The following is a 22,530-nucleotide window of genomic DNA, read 5'->3' as shown; positions in this document are numbered from 1 at the left end:
CGGTCAGTCTTTGGTATGACATAATATGTCTTGGTAGTAAAATGGCTCATAAAAACAATCAGTTGAACTGTCAGGAGCTATTATGTCATACGCTATAAAGTTTGAAATCAAAGGAACACCAGAAACGGGTTACGTACTGTTCAAAACACACGAGGAAATAGGCCGAAACAAGCTAGCAAGCTTTCAACAACTGGTAGGTGGTTTAATCGAGCCAGTCGTATATATCGATGGGGCTGTGTTATTGATGAATGAAAATGCATTGCATGATGGGTCTATCGCTTGGCGCGTTCCATTGGAACTTGAGAGGATTGTGCCTGAACACTTCAAAGTGAAAGGTCATAAGGTTCTAGTTGGGCCAGTTATATTAGTGGCTGATGATGGACAGGAGTATCACGGATTTCAGACTATTGAGCTAGCGGATAAGGCACTTAGTGATGCTGCTGTGTGCTAATTAAACAAAAGCACGGATTCTTGTTTAAGAAAAATAGTTATTTACTTATATCTTACACAGGAATCCGTGCTTTATTTCAACTTCATAGAACAATCATCTTTACATCGCACACCTCAACCCCCTCTGAAAGTTCTGATATGAGTTAAACAAAATCTCAAATTCTTGTTATAGCAAAATATCAGCATCGTTGTGATGCTGAACGTAACAAGGAACTCAACACATGAAAAATACATTCAACACAGTAGTCAGCCACAGAGCTATGGTTGTCATCTCCGAAGGTGCAGTAATGCCCTCTAACTTATCGTTTGAACTAGAATTTGCTGTTTTCAGAAATGGCAGCTATCAAATCCTCGCATACTACGACCTAACGCTTACAGCAGAACAAGCAAAGAAACTAACTAGCCCAACAGATATTGCGTTGGGTAGTATCTCGATTGCGGGTCAGTATGCAAACAAATACGGCGTTGATATTGATAGGATTATTATTCGTACGACTGAGAATAAAACTGAGCAGTTCGCTAGTATCGGTTTTCTTGCAACTGCGGTATAGCTCATCTTCACCTAAAGCTAACAAATAGAAAAGACAGTCAACGTTACTCTTGTTATTGAGGATAAGAGGCAGCTTAACGGCTGCCCTCATTAATTTCTTACTTCTTTTCTGATTCCATAGCAGCTTTGATTCGAGCCACTAGCTCATCATCCCATGTAGTCGCTGTGTGTTTAGCAGCCATCTCAGCAAGTGATAGTATTACCCACTGCATTAATGCCTCACTAGCTATAGCCGTTAGAATCTGTTTCAGAACTGCTAGCAGTCCCTTTACTATAAATGTTCCCATATACTCTCCTTGTTTATGTTATTCAGCACATCCAAGTGCTTCTCCACGCGATTCGGCGTTTGCCGATACCACTTTGAATCTTTCATTTGCACCGCAGCTTCTTTATAGTCACCTGACTTTAATGCAGCGATCATCTTTTTGAACTTACATAATCCAGAATAGCCAATCTGAAATACTGCCTCAGTTAATACATCATTCACTAGGTGATTTGAATCAACATGAATCTTAGCTGCCATCTTCTGAGCTATTTCAATATCAGCATCTAATAATGCATCTGCTGTAGATACATCGATTGGTTTTTGATCATCACTGCATCTATGACCATATCCAATAGTCCAATATCCTTCACTACATTTATATCGATAGAACATACTATCCTTGAATGTGCCTATGTGTTGTTGGTATTTAATTGAACCTTCGTTCTCCTTTATTATTTCTTTCAAATCCATTTGAACTTGTCCTCACTCCTAAATATATATTTAGCGGAGAGCAATTCGATATGGATATGGACAAAGAACCAACAGCGAAGCCAAAGATCCTTACTACAAAGGAACTAAAGGCACTAAGAGCTAATAGTGAATGCTATCTGTGTAGTAACAAGGATGATTTAGTAGTTGATCATGACCATAATACACATCATATAAGACATGTCTTATGTCGAACATGTAATGGTGCATATATACTCGCTGGTATAGAGAATAGATTGAACACACTGGCTAATAGAGCAGGTATATCACTTAGTGAAGCTATAGGAATGATTCAAGAGTACTTAACTGATGATTATTCAATGAATGATTATTACATAAATATGTTAAGCATAAAGGCTAAAAAGTTCGCGCGTTTAAACGCCACTGAACAGCGAGAGACACTGAAAGCATTAAACGTTAATACAAGTACAACTAACGCACTAACAAACGGCAATCAGCGTTTAATAGCTTATAAGACAGCACTTAAACAGCAGTATAAAAGGCAGTAGCAAGGAGTAATAGAAAGAATGATAAAGGAAATAGATGCAGATGTAGCCGTAACTGATGATGAATGGATTCAATACGTATTAGATGGCCCTTTATTCCTTGAGCTATTGGTGGATAATTCTGAGTTATTGCAAAAAATACTTGAATAAAAAAGCACGGATTCTTGTGTAAGATATAAGTAAATTACTATTTTTCTTGAAGCATAATCCGTGCTTTTGTTTGTTATTTAAACAAAGAGCATTACCACATCTCTCATCATATCCCACATTTGAAGTATTTAATGTTAATTAATAATAAATACATAAGAAGAAAATCAAATGAGGAATCAATATGAACACAACAACTATAATCTTTAATGACCCAGTACTAGGAAAAATCCCTGTGGTTCACCTAGAGATAATATCAATTAACGAGTACCATAGAACTCCATTTGTGCCATTTGAAGTATCTAAGGAATTATCTGATTTACGGTTCATCCGCGAAGGTAACTCAGTTCACATTTACAAGATAGATAAAATAATAGGGTAAAATATGAAAACTAATTCTCTCTTACTGATACTGCTGCCAGTACTAATCACACTACTAGCATATATTCTCGGGCATTGCATTTACACTAAGCTTAACCGTATTGAATCAAATCAAATAGTGATAGCTAATAACATCAAGCTTAACCTTGACGTGATTTATACGGAGCTTAAAGAATTTAAAGAACTTAAGAATGAAAGTATGCAATAAGGCTGGTTGTATCCAAGCACACTCTAACGATAATGGCTATTGCAATTCACACCAAAAGTATTATCAAGAGCAAGTAGCTACCCGAAACAAACGCTATAACGATAATAGACCTCCTAGACATTCTTTCTACTTTACTAACACATGGAAACGCTTACGTGATCAATGGATACGTGAGAACCCTTTGTGCTGTCGTTGTGAGGCATTAGGCATAGTTAAGCTGGCAACAATTGTTGACCATATCATTGAGATACAAGACAACCCTGACCTTAAAGATGATTATCTTAATCTCCAATCTCTATGTCACGCCTGCCACAATACTAAGACAGGTGAAGCAGCACGTGAGCGGAAGAAGAAAGAATCTCTTAAAGGTATAGGTAGAGATATTAACCAAGGATGGTAAGGCCACAGTTGGTGGTCGTATGGTGAGGCTGGTATGTACCAGCTGATAGTGAGGTAATAATGATAAGAGCAGAACAACTGCATAATGTCTTAATGACGTATAAGGACTCAGTGTTATGGATTAAGTATTCAGACAATGGCATTGAGATAAGTAATATTAGCACTAGTGAAGTTATAACAGGTGAAGAAGAACTAGATGTTCTTAAGTATATCATCGGTGCATTATCACTAGTTTGTGATGAGTAGATGTGTTGTGTGTTAATTAAGCAAAAGCACGGATTATGCTTCAAGAAAAATAGTAATTTACTTATATATTACACAAGAATCCGTGCTTTTACTTCCCCCAATAACCATATGGATATTGAACCATTTTTCCCTGAATAATATCCATCCATTCACATGTGTAATCCATTCGGCAATACAGTCCCTGAATAAATAACACATAGGGGGTGGGGACGTTTAAATTTAAAACTTTAATTAAACGCACCGTAACCGTTCTTAATAAATATTTTTCCTTATACCCCAAAACGTGTGAGGTCACAGGACACACAGAGACAGGAGAGACAAAGAAAGCCAAGGAGGGCTTATGAAGAAACTTAAATGGCTGCCTAAGCAGTCTGACGCATTCTACAAACAACTATCTAAAGTAATTGAGAACACATATAGCGATATCGATGACATCGATAACATGTTAATGAGTATGCTTGCAATTGAGCTTAATGAATACGTTCAAGCAATCACAGAGCTAGAAACGAATGGCTCTACCATCACAGTTAAAGGCGCTAATGGGTACAGTGTCACCAAGCAATCACCAGCAGTGCAAACCAAACAAGCAGCATTCAAGAACATAATTGAGATATTAACTAAGACAGGATTGTTAAAAGACCCATTATTAAGATCGTGTGTTCAATCTGAGTCAGATTATAGCGATTTCTTAAATAAAGACGAGGTATAACTATAGATGTCAAGCAGGTATCAAATGCTGCTTGATATCAATGGATTTGATACACCTCTGGAAGATATACCGTTAATTCCAAGTCAAGATTACCGTCAAGCTTATCTATATGCAGCTGACATTATCACAGGACACATAGTATCGAATAAATATATCAAGCTCGCATGTCAAAGATTTATAGATGATCTTAATTCAATTGAAGACCCATCATTCAAATACTTCTTCTCTACCAAAAAAGCACAACGGATAGTTGATTTCTATAAGCATATGAAACACACAGACGGTGACTATTATGGTCAACCGTTCACGTTAATGCCGTGGCAGATCTTTATTGTCACTAACATCATAGGTTGGTTAAAGAAGGAACAACATCACCGAAGTAAGAAATATGTTCGAAGATTTACCGAAGCTCAATTATGGGTAGCACGGAAGAATGGTAAATCAGCCTTATCATCTGGCTTAGCATTGTACTTCTTCTTAGCTGATGGCGAACACGGTGCACAGGTATACAGTGTTGGTCCATCACTCAAACAAGCCAAAATCGTATATGAACAATCAGTAAAAATCATTAATGGTATGCCAGTAAGAAGCGACAAAGCATTCAGACAACGCTTTGATGGTATGCATTATGAAAACTCGAAATATCAACCACTGGCTAACAACAGTTCGACACTTGATGGTTTATCAAGTCACTTAGTCGTGTGCGATGAGATTCATGAGTGGGCTGATAGGAACTTATATGGAGTTATGGACACAAGTACAGGGGCAAGGACACAGCCATTAATGCTTGTGATCAGCACAGCAGGAACAATTCTAGATGGTATTGCGGTTGATCTTTATAAACGTGGTCAACGTATGCTCGATAAGATTGTTGAAGCTGACCATATGTTCTCAATGATCTATGGCATCGATGAAGGTGATGATTACTTCTCAGAAGAAGCATGGATGAAAGCTAACCCAGCATTAGGTGTGGTTAAAGAACTTGCGGACATGAGAAAACAAGCTGCATCAGCACGTGATCTAGTATCTGAACGGAATGGATTTTTAACTAAGCATCTTAATGTTTTCTGTCATTCAGAGAAAGTTTGGCTTAAGAAAAATGATCTGGATAAATGCTTACTAGAAATGGATTTTGATTCTGATAAATATAAAAAATATGATTGTTATATTGGGGCTGACTTAGCTCAAAAGATTGACTTAACCGCTGTATCAGCTGTGTTCAAAGTACCTGAAACTGATACTCAAAGCGGTAAGGTCGAATATCACATCATGCAGAAACATTATATCAGTCGTGGTGCAATAAATAAGGCAAGTGAACAAGTTCAGAATCTATATGACGTGTGGAGTCAAATGGGATATCTGGAAATTGTAGAATCAACCATCACTGATTTCGATTTAGTACGTGATTATATTGTGGAGCTCAGTAAGAAATATAAAGTCGTTGATGTTGGCTTTGACCCAGCTCAAGGCAATCAATTGATGAATGATTTGCGCTCAAATCACGGTATTAACGTAGTTGAAGTAAAACCAACACCAGTTAATCTTAATGAAACTGTTAAACGTGTTGAATCGATGATTATAGATGGTCGCATTAAATACAACGGTGATAAGGTTTTCGAGTACTGTTGTTCGAATGCGTTATTAAAGAATCACCCTAATAACATTGTCAGTATTGTTAAGAATTCGAATGAAGACAAAACAGATAGCTTAATGGCTATGATTGTAGCTGCATCACGTATATCAGAAGAGTCAAATCGTTCCATATATGAAGATTTAAGGGGATTAGTATCGACTAAATACTAAGAATAAAAGAAGGAGAAGTAAATGGGATGGATTCCTAAATTCTTTAAAAGGTCTCAAGAACTTGAGGCTAAAATGGCAATGACCAATTATGAATTCAATGATCTCATGTATCGAATTCGGTCAGGCGCCACGAGTTCAGCATCAATAAGCGAGATGGACACATTAGGGCTGAGTGACATCTTTGCATGTATTAAGGTTAAATCAAATACAGTCAGTCAATTACCACTTAAGATTTTCGATACTCGAAAGGGTCGACGTCAATTAACAGTTAAAGATAACCCAACGGTATATACGTTAACCAAACGTCCTAATAATTATCAAACAATGCATGAATTTATTAAGATGATGATTATGCATCTTGATATTCGTGGGAACTTCTACGCAGTAATCACACGTGATTCAAGCGGTAATATCATTGATTTATTACCTGTACCACCCACAATTCGGCCTACTATGGAGTTATTAGGGGACGTTATTCAGTATCGAATTGGCTCAGTTACGTATGAACAAGAAGACATTCTGCATATTAAAGACTTCAGTTTCGATAGTATTAGAGGGCTAAATAACTTTGATGTGGCATGCAATGCAATCAATCTTAACTATTTCGCACGTAATCACGGTTTAAGCTTCTTTATGAATGGTAGTGCACCAGCTGGTGTTATTACCACTGATAAAACTATGAGCCGCGAAGCACAAGCGGCATTCCTTGAAAGCTGGGTGCAGACATATGGCGGAGTCGGCAATCATAACAGAACTGCAATGCTGGTTGATGGCGTTGATTATAAGCCTATTGGGTTATCTAACGTTGATGCGCAGTTCCTTGAGACACGCAAATACCAACGCACAGAGATTTCAGGTGTGTTCTTAGTACCATCATTCATGATTGGCGACTTAGAGAATGCTCACTTCAATAACCTTGAATCACAAAACAGATTCTTCCATCAAACATGTATCGGTCCATTACTTCAAAACATTGAAGAACGGATTAACGCAATCTTACCGGCTGGTTTAGAGATTGAATTTGATGATCAAATGTTCTTACGTGGTGATGTTAAGACTCAAGCTGAAGTACATAAAGCATATCTTGAAATGGGTGTTTACAGCGTTAACGAGATCAGGGAAGAAATTGGGAAAGAGCATATTGAAGATGGTGATAAACGTGTAATTCAAACGAACAATATCACTTTCAGTAACACAAATCCGCAAAACCAGCCTCCAGTTGTTTGATAAATAAATAAAACAACAGGAGGTAACAATGCAATATCGTGAATATGAACTCGATATTAAATCTATTGATGAGCTTGGTTTCATCGTCTGCTACGCAAACACATTTAATTATGTAGACAAAGCGAACGATGAAACCATTCAAGGCGCTTTCAAACAAACAATTGCAGACCACACAGCTAAAGGCACCATGCCTAAGATGCTCTTTAACCATAATCGCGATGAACCTATTGGTAAATGGTTATCAATGGAAGAAGACGCTTATGGCTTGAAGATGACTGGTCAATTGATTCTTGAAGTTCAACGCGCACGCGAGATATACGCCTTATTAAAAGCAGGTGCAATCAATGGTTTTAGTATTGGATATAAGGTTAAGAAACAAGTATTCGATCGAGTAACTAAGGTTACTAAATTAATCGAACTTGAATTAGGTGAAGTATCTATTGTGCCCTTCCCATGTAATGACCAAAGTGTTCTAACATCAATCAAAAGTACGTTTGAATCAGGAGAGATTCCTCGTCCAAGTATTATTGAGAAAGAGTTAGTTAATCACTTCGGCTTATCTAAGGCTCAAGCCTTAGCATTTATGGCAGCTGGTTACAAAGGACTAAATACAGATACACCAGATACAGTTGTTATATCAGAAGATAATGAAACTGATGAACTGCTTGAAAAGTCTATTAGTCAAAAGCAACAAGATAAATTAGATCAATTATTAGGGCTTCTTAAAGCTTCTTAATACCCCTCTATACATCTTATTTCTACTCATTTAATTCAAAAAATCAAACCAACAACATATACGAACAGCGGGATGCTTTCGTACATGTACGGCTGTGGGATGCAGCCTGACAAGAAAGGGAATTCAAATGGATAAACTCGATTTAATCATCGATGCCGTTTCAAAAATGAAACAAGCACAAGAAGCAACACAACAACAAACACAAGCTGATATTGAGCAAGTTAAATCTGAAACTCAAGAAACAGTTAATCAAATTCAGCAAGTTAAATTAGATATTGAAAGCGTTAAATCTGCCGCTATGGATGGCGCGGAGTTAATCAAATCTGAAATTAAATCAGAAATGAAAACAGATATCGAAAACGTTAAATCCGAACTCGATACCGAAATCAATTCAATTAAATCAACCATGCAAACACTGGACGCAATGGTTGCAAAACAAGGACGTAAAACAATGATTCAAAAAAATGTAGATACAACAAATGAAACTTTTAACGCTGCTATTCGTGAAGGTATTAAATCAGCACAAAAAGGTGAAGCGTTCCTAGCTAAAGGCTTAAACACTGTTGAACAAGGTAACGGTGCTGAAGTGGTATTAACTGACTTCGACTTAGCAGTTGTTGAACGTATGCGTTCACAAGGCGCTATGATGCGCGACGTTAGTGTTCGTTCAGTAGCAAGTAAATTGTTCGAACGCTTTATTAAAACTAAAAACTCTGAAACTGTGTGGATTGATGAAGACGTAGCTAACGCTGGCATGTCTAACACCGCAGCGACTCAACGTGTTCGTGTTGTTTGCACTACAGGTAAAACTGCTGCGTACCCATTCATCACTCGCGAATCTATTAATGACAGTAAAATCGACATTTATGGTGATTTGAAAGCTGACATCGCAACTCAGATCGGTCGTGGTGTTCACTTATCACTGGTTAAAGGTGATGTAGCTAAGAAACAACCTAAAGGTATCTTGGGTCATGTTGATGCAGTTGAATCACTGAAATCAGATGATGAACGTGACTTACGTTACTTCCAAGTAATTGAATCAAGCACTGTTGCCAAGGTAGCTGCTGGCACTGGCACTGCTTACTCAGCTAACGTTCAAGACGCTATTCTGTCAATGATCTTCGCAGTTGATGCAGGCGCTCGTTCAGGTTGCAAATTCTATATTTCACAAGAGATGCAATTCGAATTAATGCGCTTACGTGATGCAGATGGTCGTCCATTACTGTGTCCTGATATTTCAGGCAATGCTGCTGGTTCTTTATTCGGTTTCCCAGTTGAAGTTGAACATTACCTAGGTGGCATCGTAACTGGTGAGTACCCAATGGTATTCGGTAATTTAGCAGAGTCATTCGAATTACTGTCTATCGGTGAAGCATTCACTCAAGAAAACCCATATTCAGTACCGGGCAATATCCAGCTGTATTATGAAACTCGCGTTGGAACAATCATCAAAGATTCTACTCAACTGAAACTGTTCCGCGTGAAGTAATGAGGTAGGGGATATGTATATAGTCACAAAAAGACCTGAAATGTCCCCAGTATCACTCAAAAAAGTAATGCAACATCTGCGAATCAGTGATGAAAATGAAACTGAGTATTTGAACTCACTGATTCTCGCTGCGACTGACTATGTTGAGCAGTACTGCAATATTAAGATTATGACCACTCATATAGCTATAGAGCTAACCGTCAAGGGTAATCAACCAGTGAAATTACCGTTCGGAAATTTAAAATCCGTTCAGGATGTCAGTGTTGATGATGTCTTACTAGATAAATCTGAGTATAAGGTCAGTCTTATTAAAAAGAGTATAACGTTCAACAAGTCAGCAGATGTTGTCATTAATTATGTTGTCGGAACTGATGATGTTCTTGAAGTCCCTGATGCTATCAAACAAGCAATCTTATTGGTCATTGGAACTTTCTATGAACATAGAGAGCAACAGACTGAGCTTAATCTAAAAGAGATTCCATTCGGAGTTGAAAATCTCCTAGCTAATTACAAATACTTCTAGGAGGTTATATGCAAGCAGGGAAGCTTAATAAACTCTGTGAGATATTCAGAGCAACAGAAATCATTGATGAAATTGGACAAGTACAGAGTGAGCTGAAATCAATATTAACCATCTATGCAAGTGTATCAAAGGTGCAATTCGATGAAAGCACTTTTGATAAGGTCAAGAAACAGTTAACACGTTACGTTATTCACACTCGTTGGAACCCTCTTGAGATACTAAATACTGATGTCATTGTATATAACAACATTCAATTAGAAATACTCTCAGTTGATAACGTTAATGATGCAAACCGTGAGCTTGTAATCATAGCACAATCTCTTAAATAGAGGTGATTATGATATACAAGTATACAACGGTGCATGGGTTAAAAGAACTCGACGATGCGCTTGCAGAAATCGGTATAAAAGCGGGTACTAAAATACTAAGAACTGCTGGTAAAGAAGCAATGAAGGTAGTTTTAGATACAGCTATTGCATTAGTGCCGCAAGATACACAAGTCCTTAAAGAATCATTACAGTTAAGAGTATCAACTTATAAGACAGAGAAACAGATACAGCGTGAGTTACGTGAACTGAATCTATCTGGAGTTGATAAACCGACAATGGCGTTCAAGGTTGGTAACTTCAAACGTATTAAACACGCTAGCACTGATATAGACAGTAGATACTATATCTTAGCTATTGAGTTTGGTTCAAGTAAGAAAGCTGCATCTCCCTTCTTAAGACCTGCATTAGAAAATAATCAAAGCTTAGTTCTTAACACATTCAAACAAAGCTTATCACTAGGTTTAATACGTGAATCGATGGTTATTGCAGCTAAGAATGCTAGAGCAGTTGCAAGGGCTGCGAAAGCTGCTAACAAAGGAGGTAAGCCATGATTGATATTGCATTAAAGTCTGAGCTTGAAACACTTCTGAATGTTCAAGTGTACTTTATGGAAGCACCTGAAAGTGCAATAGATAACTTCGTTGTGTTAACACCACTTGTGAATCAATTCAATGCTCATATGGATGCTGTTTATAGCGTGAATTATCAAGTATCAGTGTTCAACAAATCAGCTTTAAATGGTCGGGAATTACAGGGAGTAATTTTCGATAAATTCTATGGGTATTCAGGTGATATCAATAGTGCAAAAGATAGTTACCGAGTATTGAACGTTAATATAACTGAACAACAACCAATATTCGAGAGCGATACAAAACTATATCAATTCATTACGGACATAAATCTAGCAATGGATACAAGATAAGTAGATTAGAAAATAAAGATTAATAGGAGGCCATGGATGGCTACTACAGGTGTAAGAAATACAGGTTTAGCAACACGTTTATTCGTTGGTGCTATTGGTGCAACTACTGCTGATGTGGCAGTACAAGCTAATTTAGTTGGGTACGTCGCAGACATTTCAGGTTTAACTGATGCAGCTGGCACAGTAACAGTTAATGAATATGCAGATGGTTATGATAGCCAAGGCTACGCAATAAACTTATCAGGTATCAAGACTGCTGGTCCATATACAGTGCTGGTTAACTACGTTATGGATGATGGTGGATTGGCTCGTTTGCAAGCTGCATACGATGCTGGCACATCACATACTGCTGTTATTGAAATGGGTGAAACAGCTGAATATAAGAAAAGTTCATTATTAACTGTTGATTGCCAAATGGGTTCATTTGACTTTACAACAGCTGCTGATGGTGTTCGTCAAGTTTCAATTGTAATGAATATTATTGGCGCACCACGTAAATCATTAAAAGGTTTCTAAACTGATTAAATAGATTAAATAGACAATCTTTACTAATAAACGAGAGCACCAGTTTGAGACCTATGCTCTAAGGAGATCATAATGGCTAGGAAAGCTAAAGAACAGGAAAAAGGAATAGGCGCTTTGATGCGTATGTTCAAACCGCGTTTATATAAACGCACATTATCGAATGGGGATGTTATCTATCTCCAAAGTATGTCAGTTGCTGATCATGAAGCATTCGTTAAAGAACACTTGGATACTCCTGATGAGATCTTTGCTAAAGGTATTCTTTATTGGCTTCGAGATGAGAATGGTGAGCCTGTATTAACGTCATTTGATGATCTTAATGCATTAGACCAAGGAACAGTACTTGAACTGTCAGAAACAATTTTTGAGTGGCTTAGAGATCCATTGGGAAAGAATCAAGCGAAGGTAGATCTAAATTAAATTCGCGTGATCACACAATAGCTTTGATATGTGATGTGTTTAAAAAACTTCCAAGTGAGATCAGAGCTATGCCATATGATGATTACTTGCTACTTGCCCAATATTGCACTGAGAATAAATGCGGTGCGGAATGGGAGACATTCAAATCTTATAGGATGATTGAGTTTCTAACAGCACCGCATATGGCTAAGGGTAAATCATTTAAACCTGTCGATGTGTTTCCAGAACAATACGCTCAATACGAGAAAGTTGAGTCAAGTGAAGATAGAGTCGCCAAAGCATTCAATACATTGTTTTCAATAGCTATTGATGACGAGACTGCATCATAAAAATCACATTCTGCCCTCGCAAGTACCTCATTCTCAATTTAAACAAATCTCAAACTGGGGTCATCCCGTTTAACAGCCCTTCGGGGCTTTTTTTTTGACCAAAAAATCTATCAATAAACACATGAAAAGGACTTCATATGTCAAATATTGCAACATTAAGCGTGAGCTTAGTGGCGAACACTGCTCGATTTAGTCAAGCATTAGTCGCTGCAAGCGCAAGCGCAAAAAAGAATACAAATGAAATAGGTAAGAGCTTGGCAGGCGTAGGCGCAGCAGCTGGCGGTATTATGACTCAAGGCTTGATGATTGGCCTAGGAGCAGTGACTGCATTTGGTACAGCTATCATTGCAAATACGTTAAGCACTTCTAAGAACATTAAGGAGCAGGTCAATCTGTCACGTCAGATAGGTGTGAATGTTAACCAGTACCGTGCATTAACAACTCAACTGGCTGCATTCGGTGTAACTAGTGATGATGTTTGGAGTGGATTAAAGGATCTTAACCTTAAAATCAGCGAACTCGCTATTACTGGTGGCGGTGCATTTAAAGATTTAACTGACTCAGTGAATCTTAACCTTAAGCAGTGGAACATGGCTGGGCCAGTTGAACAGTTACAGATGTTTATGGATGCCACTAAGAACATGTCAGAGAACAACCGTAGACAGTTCGCAGATGCCTTGGGTAGTGATGCATTACTAAAGGTTGTAGATGCTCTTAGAGCTAAGGGGAAGTCGGTTAATGACGTTATTGCAGAGTATAGGCAGATGGGCGGTTTCGTTACAAAAACCGACATCGAGTTACTTAACGATGCAAGTAAAACGTGGGAGAAATTAGGGCTACAGATAAGCATTATTAGGGAACGTTTCGGTGTGGCGTTTGCGCCTATGATTGAAACGGTAATGAAAACGGCTAGTGATTATCTGCTCGAAATTGAAAAGGGTGAAGGTGGCTTGCATCAATGGGCGTTAGACACTGCTAAAACCATCACTAACACTGTAATTAACGTTACTGAGTTCCTAGTTAAAACATTCCAGAGCATCTATAGGGCAGTGGTTGAGGTTCATAACGCATGGGCTAACATGCCAGGGACTGATGCTGAGCCGATTAAGATTGAACTTACCACTAGTGATCTTGAAAAAGAGTTAAAAGCACGCTCTGAGGAACTAGGTTTAGCTGAGGATCGATTACTTAAGGCAATGTCAGTACGTGATGCGACTAAGAAGACGTTATCAGATAATCCATATCATGCAGGGCTAATCCAGCCCAAATTAGACCAGAAAGAACGTGTAGTGAGTGATGCACAAGCTGAATTCAATCAATTATCCGCTCAAGTATTCAGTCTATCAGGCCAAATTAAAACGAGTGTTAACACAGGATTCGAAGGCGGATTTAAATCAGCACGTGAAAGCACTGCAAATCTATTCTCTAAACTTCAAAAAGACATCGATGATGCAGCTAACAAAGTAGGCTCTGGTGCCATAACGGACAGTGAAGGAATAACACCATCAGCCAAAGGTGATGTTATTGGCGCTGGCCGTAAAGATGCACTAGCTGATTATAACAGTATGATCTCAGGAGCTATTGGCGCTCGTTCAGCTATTGAGAATGCTTATAAGGAATCAATTAAAAAGATTGCCGAATACAGACGCAATGGTTTCTTGACCGAAGCAGAGGAAGCTAAAGCTCAATCAATATTGTTGAATGATTATAATAAACAAGTACTTGATAATAAGATCGGAACATTGGAGCAACTTGGATTAGCAGAAGATGCTAATTCACTAAGATTCCAATCACGTCTTAATGAGATCAATAAACTTGAAAGCCAAGGAGAATTATCAAGCATTGAAGCCAGTAAGGCCAAAATGCAATTAAGCGAAGATATAGCTACTCAAGAACGCGCTTATGCACAAGAGAGGATTGACCTATTAGCTCAAGTAGGACTCGTTGAAACAAGTAACACTATGCAACGCAAGCTTGATCTACAGAACATCGCTGATCAACAAGCGGCAGGTTTGATTACTGAACAAGAGGCTCATGATGCTCGGATGGAATGGGCACAAGCTGAGGCATTGGAACGTGCTAATAAGCTTGAATCATTTGGCTTAGAAACTGAAGCATTACAAATCAAGCAGGAGCTGGAATTACAGAATCTTGAAAAGGGGTTCGCAGATAAGCTTATAACTGAACAAGAATACCTTGATGCCAGAGCTGATATGGAATATGAGCATCTTGAGTCACAGCGAGAAGTTTGGGCTGAATCATTAACTGGCTTTCAAGAAGACATGTGGGGTATGTGGGAAAGTATTAGTGAGGGTGTTGGACAAAGCTTTGCAGAGATGATGGTGAATGGTGATGACTTTGGTAAGAGTATGCAGAACGTATTTAAACAAATGGCCATTCAATATATTGCTGAAAAAGTTAAGATGTTCCTTATTGATAAAATGTATGCAGCTATAGCGGGTAAGACAAACGCTAAGGCGGCCGCAGCAAAAGGCACAGAGAAGATAGCGGAAGCGTCATTAAACGCTCTAACGTCATTTGCCGCAGCTCCATGGCCTATTAACATGGGTGCCCCTGCATTTGCGACAATGATTGGTGGCTTAGCTGGAGGTTTTGCAGGTGGTATGACAGCCGCTGCCAGTGCGGGTGCAAGTGTTATCGGTCAGTTCCATAATGGTGGTGAGATACCTTCAACGGGTACAGCGTATGTTGAGAAGGGGGAGATTATTATCCCTAAACATGAGGCTAGAGCTATCAGTAATCTAAAATCTCTTAAATCAAATGATGTAAGCTCTAAACAACCAACGTCACTTACAGTTCAAATTACTGCATTAGATAGTAAATCCGTGATTGATCAGATGGATTCAATCGAGGGTTATCTGCAAGAAATGATTGAGAAGCATTCAACTTAAAAAGTGTAAGGCTAATAGGGTTAGACTCTTTGTATTAGCTTGGACTTAACCTGTCAAGATTCACTGCTGGATACAATTAAAGTCATTTTTGCATTTCCTTACAGTACCAAGAGGCTTAACAACATACAGTCGTATTCAAATCATGGCATCTTTGGAAGGTTTTATCCTTCCTTCGTGCGCGTTTTCACATACAAGTCCAAACAAATGGAATTAAAATCAAATGCCTATTGATTTCATTGCATAAATAAACGGTTTGGGGAACGCGCATGAGCATTTTGCTGGATGGTATATTTGCTAAAAAGCTGATAACTTTTTTGCATTATATACAGTTAACTATGCGCGTTTTCACTAGTCTAATGAAGTAACCGTACATGCGCACCCAAAATGTTAGGCCGGATACGAATATAGCACCGAGCAAAGGAGTTAGGTTTGAGCATCGAATTTTTGGAAAGTGATTTCGATAAAGTTAGCTATCTTGTTAACCTTTTAACCTCAAGAGCTACAGGGTTGGCGGCTGACTCACGAGAGTTTGAGTTCTTGCGTTCTGAGTTGTTAAACAATCCAAATATTTCTCCTTTTCTTCCTCAATGGTTAAAGCAACACAGAAACTTAGACACTTTCTGGGGATTTATTAAGCAGAAATTCGGGACATATGCTGAGCGAAGAACATATCTATCTGCGGAGTTTACCCCTGTGCTTGACCTGCTTGAGTTTGGTCAGCCAGCCCAGCCGATACCGCAAGTTGGCTCTTTTCAGAATGTGTCAGCGAACGAGCCGATGGTCGTGACAAGAAATAAGCGAAAAGTGTTTATTGTTCATGGGCGAGATAATGAAGCGAAGCAAGAGGTCAGCCGATATATTGAAAAATTGGGGCTTGAAGCAATTATCTTGCATGAACAAGCAAGCTCTGGCATGACGATTATTGAAAAAATTGAATACTATTCCAATGATGCGGATTTCGCACTTGTGCTTTACACGGCATGTGATCACGGACGGGGCGTCCATGAATCGAAGATTAGTCCTAAAAATAGAGCTCGCCAGAATGTTGTATTTGAGCATGGCTACCTTATGGCTAAGCTAGGCAGAAAAAACGTTTGCTCACTTGTAAAAGGTGATATTGAGACACCGAATGATATAAGCGGCGTTGTTTATGTTACTTTGGACCCATTAGGTGCATGGAAAAACAATGTAGCAAAAGAATTAATAGCCTGTGGCTATGTCATTAATAGTTTCATTTAAATGACATCTAAGGCCTAACAAATGTAGGCACAGCGATGGCTTTTCGTTTGCAGCTTAGTCTTCGCTACAAAGTTGTACGCGTTGTGTGCGTTTTCCGAATGAGTGAATAATGAATATCGACGAAATAATTCAATTTATCCAGCTATTAGATTCACCAGTAACAATAGGTATTGAAGGTGCTTCTGGCGCAGGGAAAACGACATTAGGCCGTGAGCTTTCATCTCGCCTTGGTATCGAATTTGTAGACATAGATTCATACATTATTAGAAGCGATGAAGAAGTTCCTTTTATTACGCAGATTGATATAGAGTCACTACAAGCGAGGATGACTGCACTTGAAGAAAGTAACCGTACGTTTATCGTACTTGGCATATGCTTACGTGACGTGTTAGCGATGATTTCTGCTACTGTTGGAATCTGCATTTATGTAAAAAAATTGTCGGCTATGAAGTTATGGCACTATGGATTTGATATTGAGTCATACGCTTCTGAATCGGAACCTTCAGGTATTTACGACTGCGAACCATACAAAAGTGATATGAAATACCATCAATCCATGCAACCGCATATGAACTCAGAGTTAGTATATGAGTATGATGCTGACTAGCACATAACAAAGTGCTCGAGTGATTTGGCACATGTGGCATTTGTTGGTGTCAGTATTCCGTACATCACACCTAAATAGGGCGTTATGGATAGAAACCAGTTAGAAGAATATGCAAGCTCAAGTCTAGCTTTTTATGGATTGGATCTGTCGCGTATTAGTTCGGTTTTGATAGCTCAAATCTGGAATCATGAGTTAAATCGCAGTCTAAGCGTTCATTGCATAAGTGATGAGTTAAAAAGAATTGAGAAGGGTAATTCCAAGAAGGTAGGAGTATTCAAGCACTTACCACTGAAAGGGTTATATAAAGCTCATTTTTTTAATGCTAGCTTTATTCGCGGCAATATAAATGCTGAGTTTGGTCTTGAATATTGTGGTAACACGAAACTAGACAAGGCCTTGAATGAAGCTTTTGAGCGATATAAGTCTGGTTATACGAATGATGAAATGTACAAGCTTTTGGCTCATGAGTTTACGGTAATGACCATTGAGAAACGTGCACATAAAGGGAAACTTTCTGGTGAATGGATTGTTTATCAAGTATATGAAGGTAAAAATTATTATTTAGCACTAGGTTGCCATAAAGAAGACGATCAAGATATCTATGACAGGGTAAAAGCAGCATATCGATTAAATTTCCCTTTTCTAGTGGATACTAGCGCTTAACCAAGTGCTTCTAGAGGCACGGTGGTTATGGCTGTTGTATTTGAGTTTACTGGCTATGCGTTGCCAGCCAGAGAGGTTGTTATGACATTAAAAGCTATGAAAATTCCTTATATTTCAGTGTTGCACTTGACCAATGAAATAGTGGAATCACTTGTTAGTCAAACTGAGAAAATAATTGAGTCGGAGATAAAAAAGTATCAGGCTGAGGGGCCTGAGACATTTGAGATTGAAATTAGTAAAGAAGAAGGGATATTTGATAGCATTGAACACTATCATGGCTTATCAGGCAATGATGTGATTTTAGATGACATGTTTTTGGAATATTTCCCTTGCCTAAACAGAAGATCTGTATTCCAAACTATCTATGGAATTTATGAAGTGGACTTGTTAGGACTTTGTCGTGGTTATCACAAAAGTTTAGGAGGCAAAAAGCCAGATAACTTCGATGATAGCGGGATTGTTAAGGCACACAATTTTCTTTCAAAGCATTATCCTGAGCTGAAAAATTCAAAAGAATGGGCTGCAATAGACCGATTACGCCTGCTTAGAAACAATTGCGTTCATAATAATGGTTGCGTGTTTGAGCGTAAAAAGCCAATAGCAGCTATTGATGCCCTAATCGAAAGTTACCCCCATTTATTCCATCATGATGGTATCGAAGATCCAGAACAAAGTAGATACTCTGATGGTTCAGTCAAAAGGTTAGGCCGTAATATAGTTTTAGAGAAAGGCAGTTTGAACTATATCATTGATGCCTTCAAAGCTTATGTGAAACTGGTGGATGAGGCACACCGTAAAGCGCGTATAACAACGCATCAAGTCACACCCTGAAAACGTTTTGCTGCCCTTATGCAGGCCTTAAGTGTTCATCTTAGATGGTGTATTTTCGATACGTCAAGATGATTAATTAAGAAAAGAAGTTGGCTCTATTCAAGCCTTATTTTCGATTGGAGATTGATCATGAGTGAAGTGTGTCCTAAATGTGGAGCTGAATTTTCAGTAACCGAAATCGGTGGTGGAGGAATTTGTGGAGCTTGTAGAGAGCCAATTAACTGTCCCAATTGCCATAAAACTGTAAGGGAAGAGCGTACAACAGGTACTTTTTTCGAAACACTTATAAAAGCTCCTGATAGCCTTCTATCTCAGCACCTTGGGATTTCTGATGATGACTGGGAAGAGATGGGAGCGGAGCTTAATGAAAACACCGGCAATAGTGGTGACATGACTTATTGTTATTGGTTCATCGTACCCGAGAATACCCCTGAGGAAATCCTAGTTAAAACTGGTTGGAAAATTGGACAAATGATTGATCAAATTCCTGTAGAGATTGTAGAAAACGATTGGGATTATTAAGGCAATTCTTTCCGATGGTGGGCACTTAACAAACCATTGTCAATGCTCTTAGCTCTACGCTAAGGACATTTGTTGTCATTGTCTCGATATAAAAGCACTGATTCTTGTGTCAGATATAAGTAAATTACTATTTTTCTCAAACAAGAATCCGTGCTTTTACCTCATTACTTCCTCACCAACGCTCTCATGTTCTTACCAGCACTTGATGCTTTCGCTGCAATAATGGCTTCTTTCAAAACCTTATCATCTTTACTTGGCTGCTTAGCCAGTACATAGCCAGATAATGATTTAGATCTTACTTCCGCATAACAAACTTTCTTTCCGTTTACGCGAGTAGCTTTCTGCTCACTAAGGATGATGTATCTCTTTAGGATTGCAGTAGCTGATTTACTTGTAATCACTCCATTCTCGTATTTTGCAATCTTACTAAGGTCAACATCAGCAGCTTTCAATGCTGGAAGCTTTCTGAAAATGTTCATGATGCTTTCTGCTAGTGCAAGCTTATTGCCATCATTATATAAACGATCACCGATGTTCAAGTTCGATTGCAGATAGCTATATACTTGGTTATCGAAGGCAACACGCTTGATATCAGTTTCAAGCTTTTCAAAGTTTTTTTTCTGTAGCATATGAATCACATCATCCTTGGAAATATAATTCAACGCCTTCAAAGCTTGATACAACATGCTAACTAATACCTGTTCACTCTCTTTATAACGTATCTCTTCAAGTACACTTTCAACTGAACCATTTCGAACACAGTCAATAGCAGTAGCTAATGCCTCAGCAATTACCTTTTCATTCTCAGCAGCTACAGCCTCATCAATAGCTTCCTGTTCTTCTTTAGTGAACTTATAAGCCTTAGCGAATTTCAAACACACAATGTGATTCAAACCACTTAGGCGTTGCTTATAGCTATTGAAGTTCAGACTATCAAATCTGGCCTTACTATTTGAAATCTGATTATCAATACCAACGTAATTTACAGCGAACTCGTCATCAACCACACGCACCAAGCTATAACAGTTACTGATGAATTTTGCGTCATATAAATCATGATGCAGTTTCTTTGCAAACACGTACTGAGCTTCTTTAGTAATGGCTGATTGCAATACAATGTTCAATGCATTCTTTTTCGTTACAGCATCTGATACAACGTCTTTTCGATTTAGAATGCTGTATTCCAAATCAGGTTGAACAGGTGATACGATGTGCTGCACTGTTACTTGTTGAGCTTTTCTATAACGGTTCGATACTTGTTCAATACGCTCAATGCACTCGTCACCAACAATGAACACATCAACAGTGTCAACAACGTTCTTGACGTTCATTCCTTCCACAATGCTATACGTGCCAATGATGCCATTGTAGCCTGAGGGCAGTTTCTCTGACGTTTTCAAATGACGTTGGTCGAGTTGGTTACGTTGTTCGTCTTTGTCATTAGAAGTGATTCTAAGCAGCTTCTTAGTGATCAGTTGTTCAAGTTTCTTGATTTGGTCAACGTTGTTCCATAACACAACAATACCATCAGCCATTGATGTGTTGATTGCGTTCGCAGTATAACTCAGTAACTCATCAGTAATTACCTTAGTGGTATACTTGGGCTGTGTTTTCTTAGCCACGCGAATAACTTTATCGAAAGTAACGTGATAATCATCAGTTGTTGATGTGCCTGACATAAACACAACGTTCTTGAATAATTTCAATCGAACAATGTCATATACCACGTTCAATGTTTTCTCTTTGAACAAATCCATATACAAGCCATGACTCTCGTCAACCCAAAGTGTTATGTTCTTTAGTGATGATAAATCTTCACCAGCTTTATGCTTCTGTATTATTGTTATGAGCTGATTCCATGTGGCTAGTGCGCGGCCATCTTCAAGCTTGAGTTTGTTTTCTTCAATTGCGTCTAACTTGACGTCAACAACATCATAATTTTCTTCGTTAGCTGATGCTGCGTTCTGTTGAACAATAATTCTCAGGGGACTCACAACCCAGTTATTTGGGGTGCGGGATGTTGAGAAGTTCTTACCTGTACCACAATCAGCAATCAATAGATTCAAGTATCCAAAGTTACTCTCAATGGCCGCTAACACGTCACCTAAGTATTCATCTGGATTTAGGTTATAAAGGAGATCGAAAGGTGAGTGCTCTTTCTTCTCCTCCTTACTTTTAGTCGCGATGGCTAGCTTAGGTTCAGGTTTATATAGTTGCACTTGTGCAATTCGGTATAAGCTACCAGCGCCGTAATGCGCAGCGTTCAAACGCTTATACTCAGATAACCAATAGCTGATAGTCTTATTTGAACCAGTTGACATAATCAATTGAGCTGCTACTAGTGCGTCAATACTAACAGCTTTCATGCAACCTAAAAGTCTGTATCGATCATTATGATTCAATGTCTCATGTGGTAAATGTTTAGTTAACCCGCACACAAGTTCATCATGTGAATCAAGTGATAAAGTGAGGTTGAATTCACTCTTGTTTATCTCTTTTTTCGCTAATGCAAGTGCATCGAATGGCTTACCTGTATTGGTTTTGAACACGTAAGAACTTCTGTTATTAGGTGATACAACAGGGGTTACCATGTACTGACAGAAGGTGAAGCCAGCTGGGTCTGCAAATTTGAACATCTGCTTCATAGAGTCTTTGCGCGTGTTCCATTCTTCATATGATAATGCCGTTTCAAGTGGCATGATTACGCGGAACTTAGGCTTCTGAGGTGTATGGCTGAATGTTGTGTATAGTAAATACGTATAGCCATTCAGTGCTGTTTCGACTTCTTCAATAGTTGCACCATCATCTACGTCGACGTAGAAGAATTCACGTTGAATAGCGTTTTCAGTACTTCTATATGCACCAGACATCTTGCAACCAACGAATCCAGTTGCTGTGTACTTGTCATCACTTTCAATTGGAGTTGAGAATATAAAAACTAACTCGTCCCATGTTGATGTGTGCAGTAACATATCGGGCTTTCTAGTCGAAGCCACAAATCCATAATTATAAATAGTATTGTTATTATTGTTATTCATATAAACTCCATGTAAGTTAAGCCTCAGTTCCAGCTGGGGCTTTATTATTTCTATTATCTTTATTC

26 protein-coding genes are annotated in these 22,530 nt (G+C 38.5%); 23 read left to right on the top strand and 3 right to left on the bottom strand.

Going from position 1 to position 22,530, the window contains the following annotated elements; translation table 11 throughout:
• The first annotated feature begins 82 nt into the window (after positions 1-82).
• Complete coding sequence (locus MMG82_RS02495) at positions 83-451, top strand: DUF3846 domain-containing protein (RefSeq protein WP_241406440.1); 369 nt, start codon at positions 83-85, stop codon at positions 449-451.
• A 220-nt stretch (positions 452-671) separates the two neighbouring features.
• Positions 672-1,001 carry a hypothetical protein gene (locus tag MMG82_RS02490; protein WP_241406438.1) on the top strand — a complete coding sequence of 110 codons (330 nt, stop codon included), beginning with the start codon at positions 672-674 and terminating at the stop codon, positions 999-1,001.
• A gap of 97 nt (positions 1,002-1,098) precedes the next feature.
• Here MMG82_RS02490 and MMG82_RS02485 read toward each other — a convergent pair whose 3' ends face one another.
• Together MMG82_RS02485 and MMG82_RS02480 are read right to left on the bottom strand one after the other, a co-directional pair.
• The gene (locus tag MMG82_RS02485; RefSeq protein ID WP_241406437.1) at positions 1,099-1,287 is read right to left on the bottom strand and encodes a hypothetical protein; all 189 of its coding nucleotides are present in this window, start codon (positions 1,285-1,287) and stop codon (positions 1,099-1,101) included.
• On the bottom strand, positions 1,272-1,736 hold the full coding sequence (locus MMG82_RS02480) for a glycoside hydrolase family protein (protein WP_241406436.1): 465 nt from the start codon (positions 1,734-1,736) through the stop codon (positions 1,272-1,274). The genes MMG82_RS02485 and MMG82_RS02480 overlap by 16 nt, the downstream gene beginning before the upstream one ends.
• 50 nt (positions 1,737-1,786) lie before the next feature.
• On the opposite strand from MMG82_RS02480, the gene MMG82_RS02475 reads away from it, so the two are divergent.
• The 21 genes from MMG82_RS02475 (at position 1,787) to MMG82_RS02380 (ending at position 19,427) form a co-directional block, all read left to right on the top strand.
• Complete coding sequence (locus tag MMG82_RS02475; protein ID WP_241406435.1) at positions 1,787-2,263, top strand: endonuclease domain-containing protein; 477 nt, start codon at positions 1,787-1,789, stop codon at positions 2,261-2,263.
• Positions 2,264-2,281: 18 nt separating this feature from the next.
• A complete protein-coding gene (locus MMG82_RS21550) occupies positions 2,282-2,410 on the top strand; it encodes a hypothetical protein (protein ID WP_277622144.1) in 129 nt (42 codons plus the stop codon).
• A 569-nt stretch (positions 2,411-2,979) separates the two neighbouring features.
• Positions 2,980-3,396 carry an HNH endonuclease gene (locus MMG82_RS02470; RefSeq protein WP_241406434.1) on the top strand — a complete coding sequence of 139 codons (417 nt, stop codon included), beginning with the start codon at positions 2,980-2,982 and terminating at the stop codon, positions 3,394-3,396.
• Positions 3,397-3,981: 585 nt separating this feature from the next.
• Positions 3,982-4,350, top strand: coding sequence for a P27 family phage terminase small subunit (locus MMG82_RS02465; protein ID WP_241406433.1), 369 nt, complete (start codon positions 3,982-3,984; stop codon positions 4,348-4,350).
• A gap of 24 nt (positions 4,351-4,374) precedes the next feature.
• The gene (locus MMG82_RS02460) at positions 4,375-6,153 is read left to right on the top strand and encodes a terminase TerL endonuclease subunit (protein ID WP_241406432.1); all 1,779 of its coding nucleotides are present in this window, start codon (positions 4,375-4,377) and stop codon (positions 6,151-6,153) included.
• A 21-nt stretch (positions 6,154-6,174) separates the two neighbouring features.
• The gene (locus tag MMG82_RS02455; protein WP_241406431.1) at positions 6,175-7,380 is read left to right on the top strand and encodes a phage portal protein; all 1,206 of its coding nucleotides are present in this window, start codon (positions 6,175-6,177) and stop codon (positions 7,378-7,380) included.
• 28 nt (positions 7,381-7,408) lie between these two features.
• Positions 7,409-8,116, top strand: coding sequence for an HK97 family phage prohead protease (locus MMG82_RS02450; protein ID WP_241406430.1), 708 nt, complete (start codon positions 7,409-7,411; stop codon positions 8,114-8,116).
• A 127-nt stretch (positions 8,117-8,243) separates the two neighbouring features.
• On the top strand, positions 8,244-9,605 hold the full coding sequence (locus MMG82_RS02445; protein WP_241406429.1) for a phage major capsid protein: 1,362 nt from the start codon (positions 8,244-8,246) through the stop codon (positions 9,603-9,605).
• 13 nt (positions 9,606-9,618) lie between these two features.
• Positions 9,619-10,128, top strand: coding sequence for a head-tail connector protein (locus MMG82_RS02440; RefSeq protein WP_277622143.1), 510 nt, complete (start codon positions 9,619-9,621; stop codon positions 10,126-10,128).
• A gap of 8 nt (positions 10,129-10,136) precedes the next feature.
• Positions 10,137-10,457 (top strand): head-tail adaptor protein, encoded by a 321-nt coding sequence (locus MMG82_RS02435; RefSeq protein ID WP_241406427.1) that lies wholly within the window; start codon positions 10,137-10,139, stop codon positions 10,455-10,457.
• Positions 10,458-10,465: 8 nt separating this feature from the next.
• Entirely contained in the window at positions 10,466-11,008 is a 543-nt protein-coding gene (locus tag MMG82_RS02430; protein ID WP_241406426.1) for an HK97-gp10 family putative phage morphogenesis protein, read from the top strand.
• The gene (locus MMG82_RS02425) at positions 11,005-11,379 is read left to right on the top strand and encodes a hypothetical protein (protein ID WP_241406425.1); all 375 of its coding nucleotides are present in this window, start codon (positions 11,005-11,007) and stop codon (positions 11,377-11,379) included. The genes MMG82_RS02430 and MMG82_RS02425 overlap by 4 nt, the downstream gene beginning before the upstream one ends.
• 36 nt (positions 11,380-11,415) lie before the next feature.
• Positions 11,416-11,895: a hypothetical protein gene (locus MMG82_RS02420; RefSeq protein WP_241406424.1), complete on the top strand. Its 480-nt coding sequence runs from the start codon at positions 11,416-11,418 to the stop codon at positions 11,893-11,895.
• 81 nt (positions 11,896-11,976) lie between these two features.
• A complete protein-coding gene (locus MMG82_RS02415; protein ID WP_241406423.1) occupies positions 11,977-12,324 on the top strand; it encodes a hypothetical protein in 348 nt (115 codons plus the stop codon).
• Positions 12,325-12,359: 35 nt separating this feature from the next.
• Positions 12,360-12,653, top strand: coding sequence for a hypothetical protein (locus tag MMG82_RS02410; protein ID WP_241406422.1), 294 nt, complete (start codon positions 12,360-12,362; stop codon positions 12,651-12,653).
• Positions 12,654-12,790: 137 nt separating this feature from the next.
• Entirely contained in the window at positions 12,791-15,565 is a 2,775-nt protein-coding gene (locus MMG82_RS02405; RefSeq protein ID WP_241406421.1) for a hypothetical protein, read from the top strand.
• Between the two features lie 429 nt (positions 15,566-15,994).
• Positions 15,995-16,804 carry a nucleotide-binding protein gene (locus MMG82_RS02400; RefSeq protein WP_241406420.1) on the top strand — a complete coding sequence of 270 codons (810 nt, stop codon included), beginning with the start codon at positions 15,995-15,997 and terminating at the stop codon, positions 16,802-16,804.
• A gap of 109 nt (positions 16,805-16,913) precedes the next feature.
• The gene (locus tag MMG82_RS02395; RefSeq protein ID WP_241406419.1) at positions 16,914-17,411 is read left to right on the top strand and encodes a shikimate kinase; all 498 of its coding nucleotides are present in this window, start codon (positions 16,914-16,916) and stop codon (positions 17,409-17,411) included.
• A gap of 84 nt (positions 17,412-17,495) precedes the next feature.
• Complete coding sequence (locus MMG82_RS02390; RefSeq protein WP_241406418.1) at positions 17,496-18,074, top strand: hypothetical protein; 579 nt, start codon at positions 17,496-17,498, stop codon at positions 18,072-18,074.
• Between the two features lie 27 nt (positions 18,075-18,101).
• Positions 18,102-18,905, top strand: a complete 804-nt coding sequence (locus MMG82_RS02385) for a hypothetical protein (protein WP_241406417.1) — start codon at positions 18,102-18,104, stop codon at positions 18,903-18,905.
• 129 nt (positions 18,906-19,034) lie between these two features.
• Positions 19,035-19,427 (top strand): hypothetical protein, encoded by a 393-nt coding sequence (locus MMG82_RS02380; RefSeq protein ID WP_241406416.1) that lies wholly within the window; start codon positions 19,035-19,037, stop codon positions 19,425-19,427.
• 164 nt (positions 19,428-19,591) lie between these two features.
• Here MMG82_RS02380 and MMG82_RS02375 read toward each other — a convergent pair whose 3' ends face one another.
• Entirely contained in the window at positions 19,592-22,465 is a 2,874-nt protein-coding gene (locus MMG82_RS02375; RefSeq protein WP_241406415.1) for a hypothetical protein, read from the bottom strand.
• Between the last annotated feature and the right edge of the window lie 65 nt (positions 22,466-22,530).

It is taken from the genome of Shewanella sp. MM_2022_3 (assembly GCF_022557375.1).
GTDB classification, from domain to species: Bacteria; Pseudomonadota; Gammaproteobacteria; order Enterobacterales; family Shewanellaceae; genus Shewanella; species Shewanella xiamenensis.
Note: the sequence above shows the minus strand (reverse complement) of the source record. Positions and strands in the feature narration are given on the sequence as shown.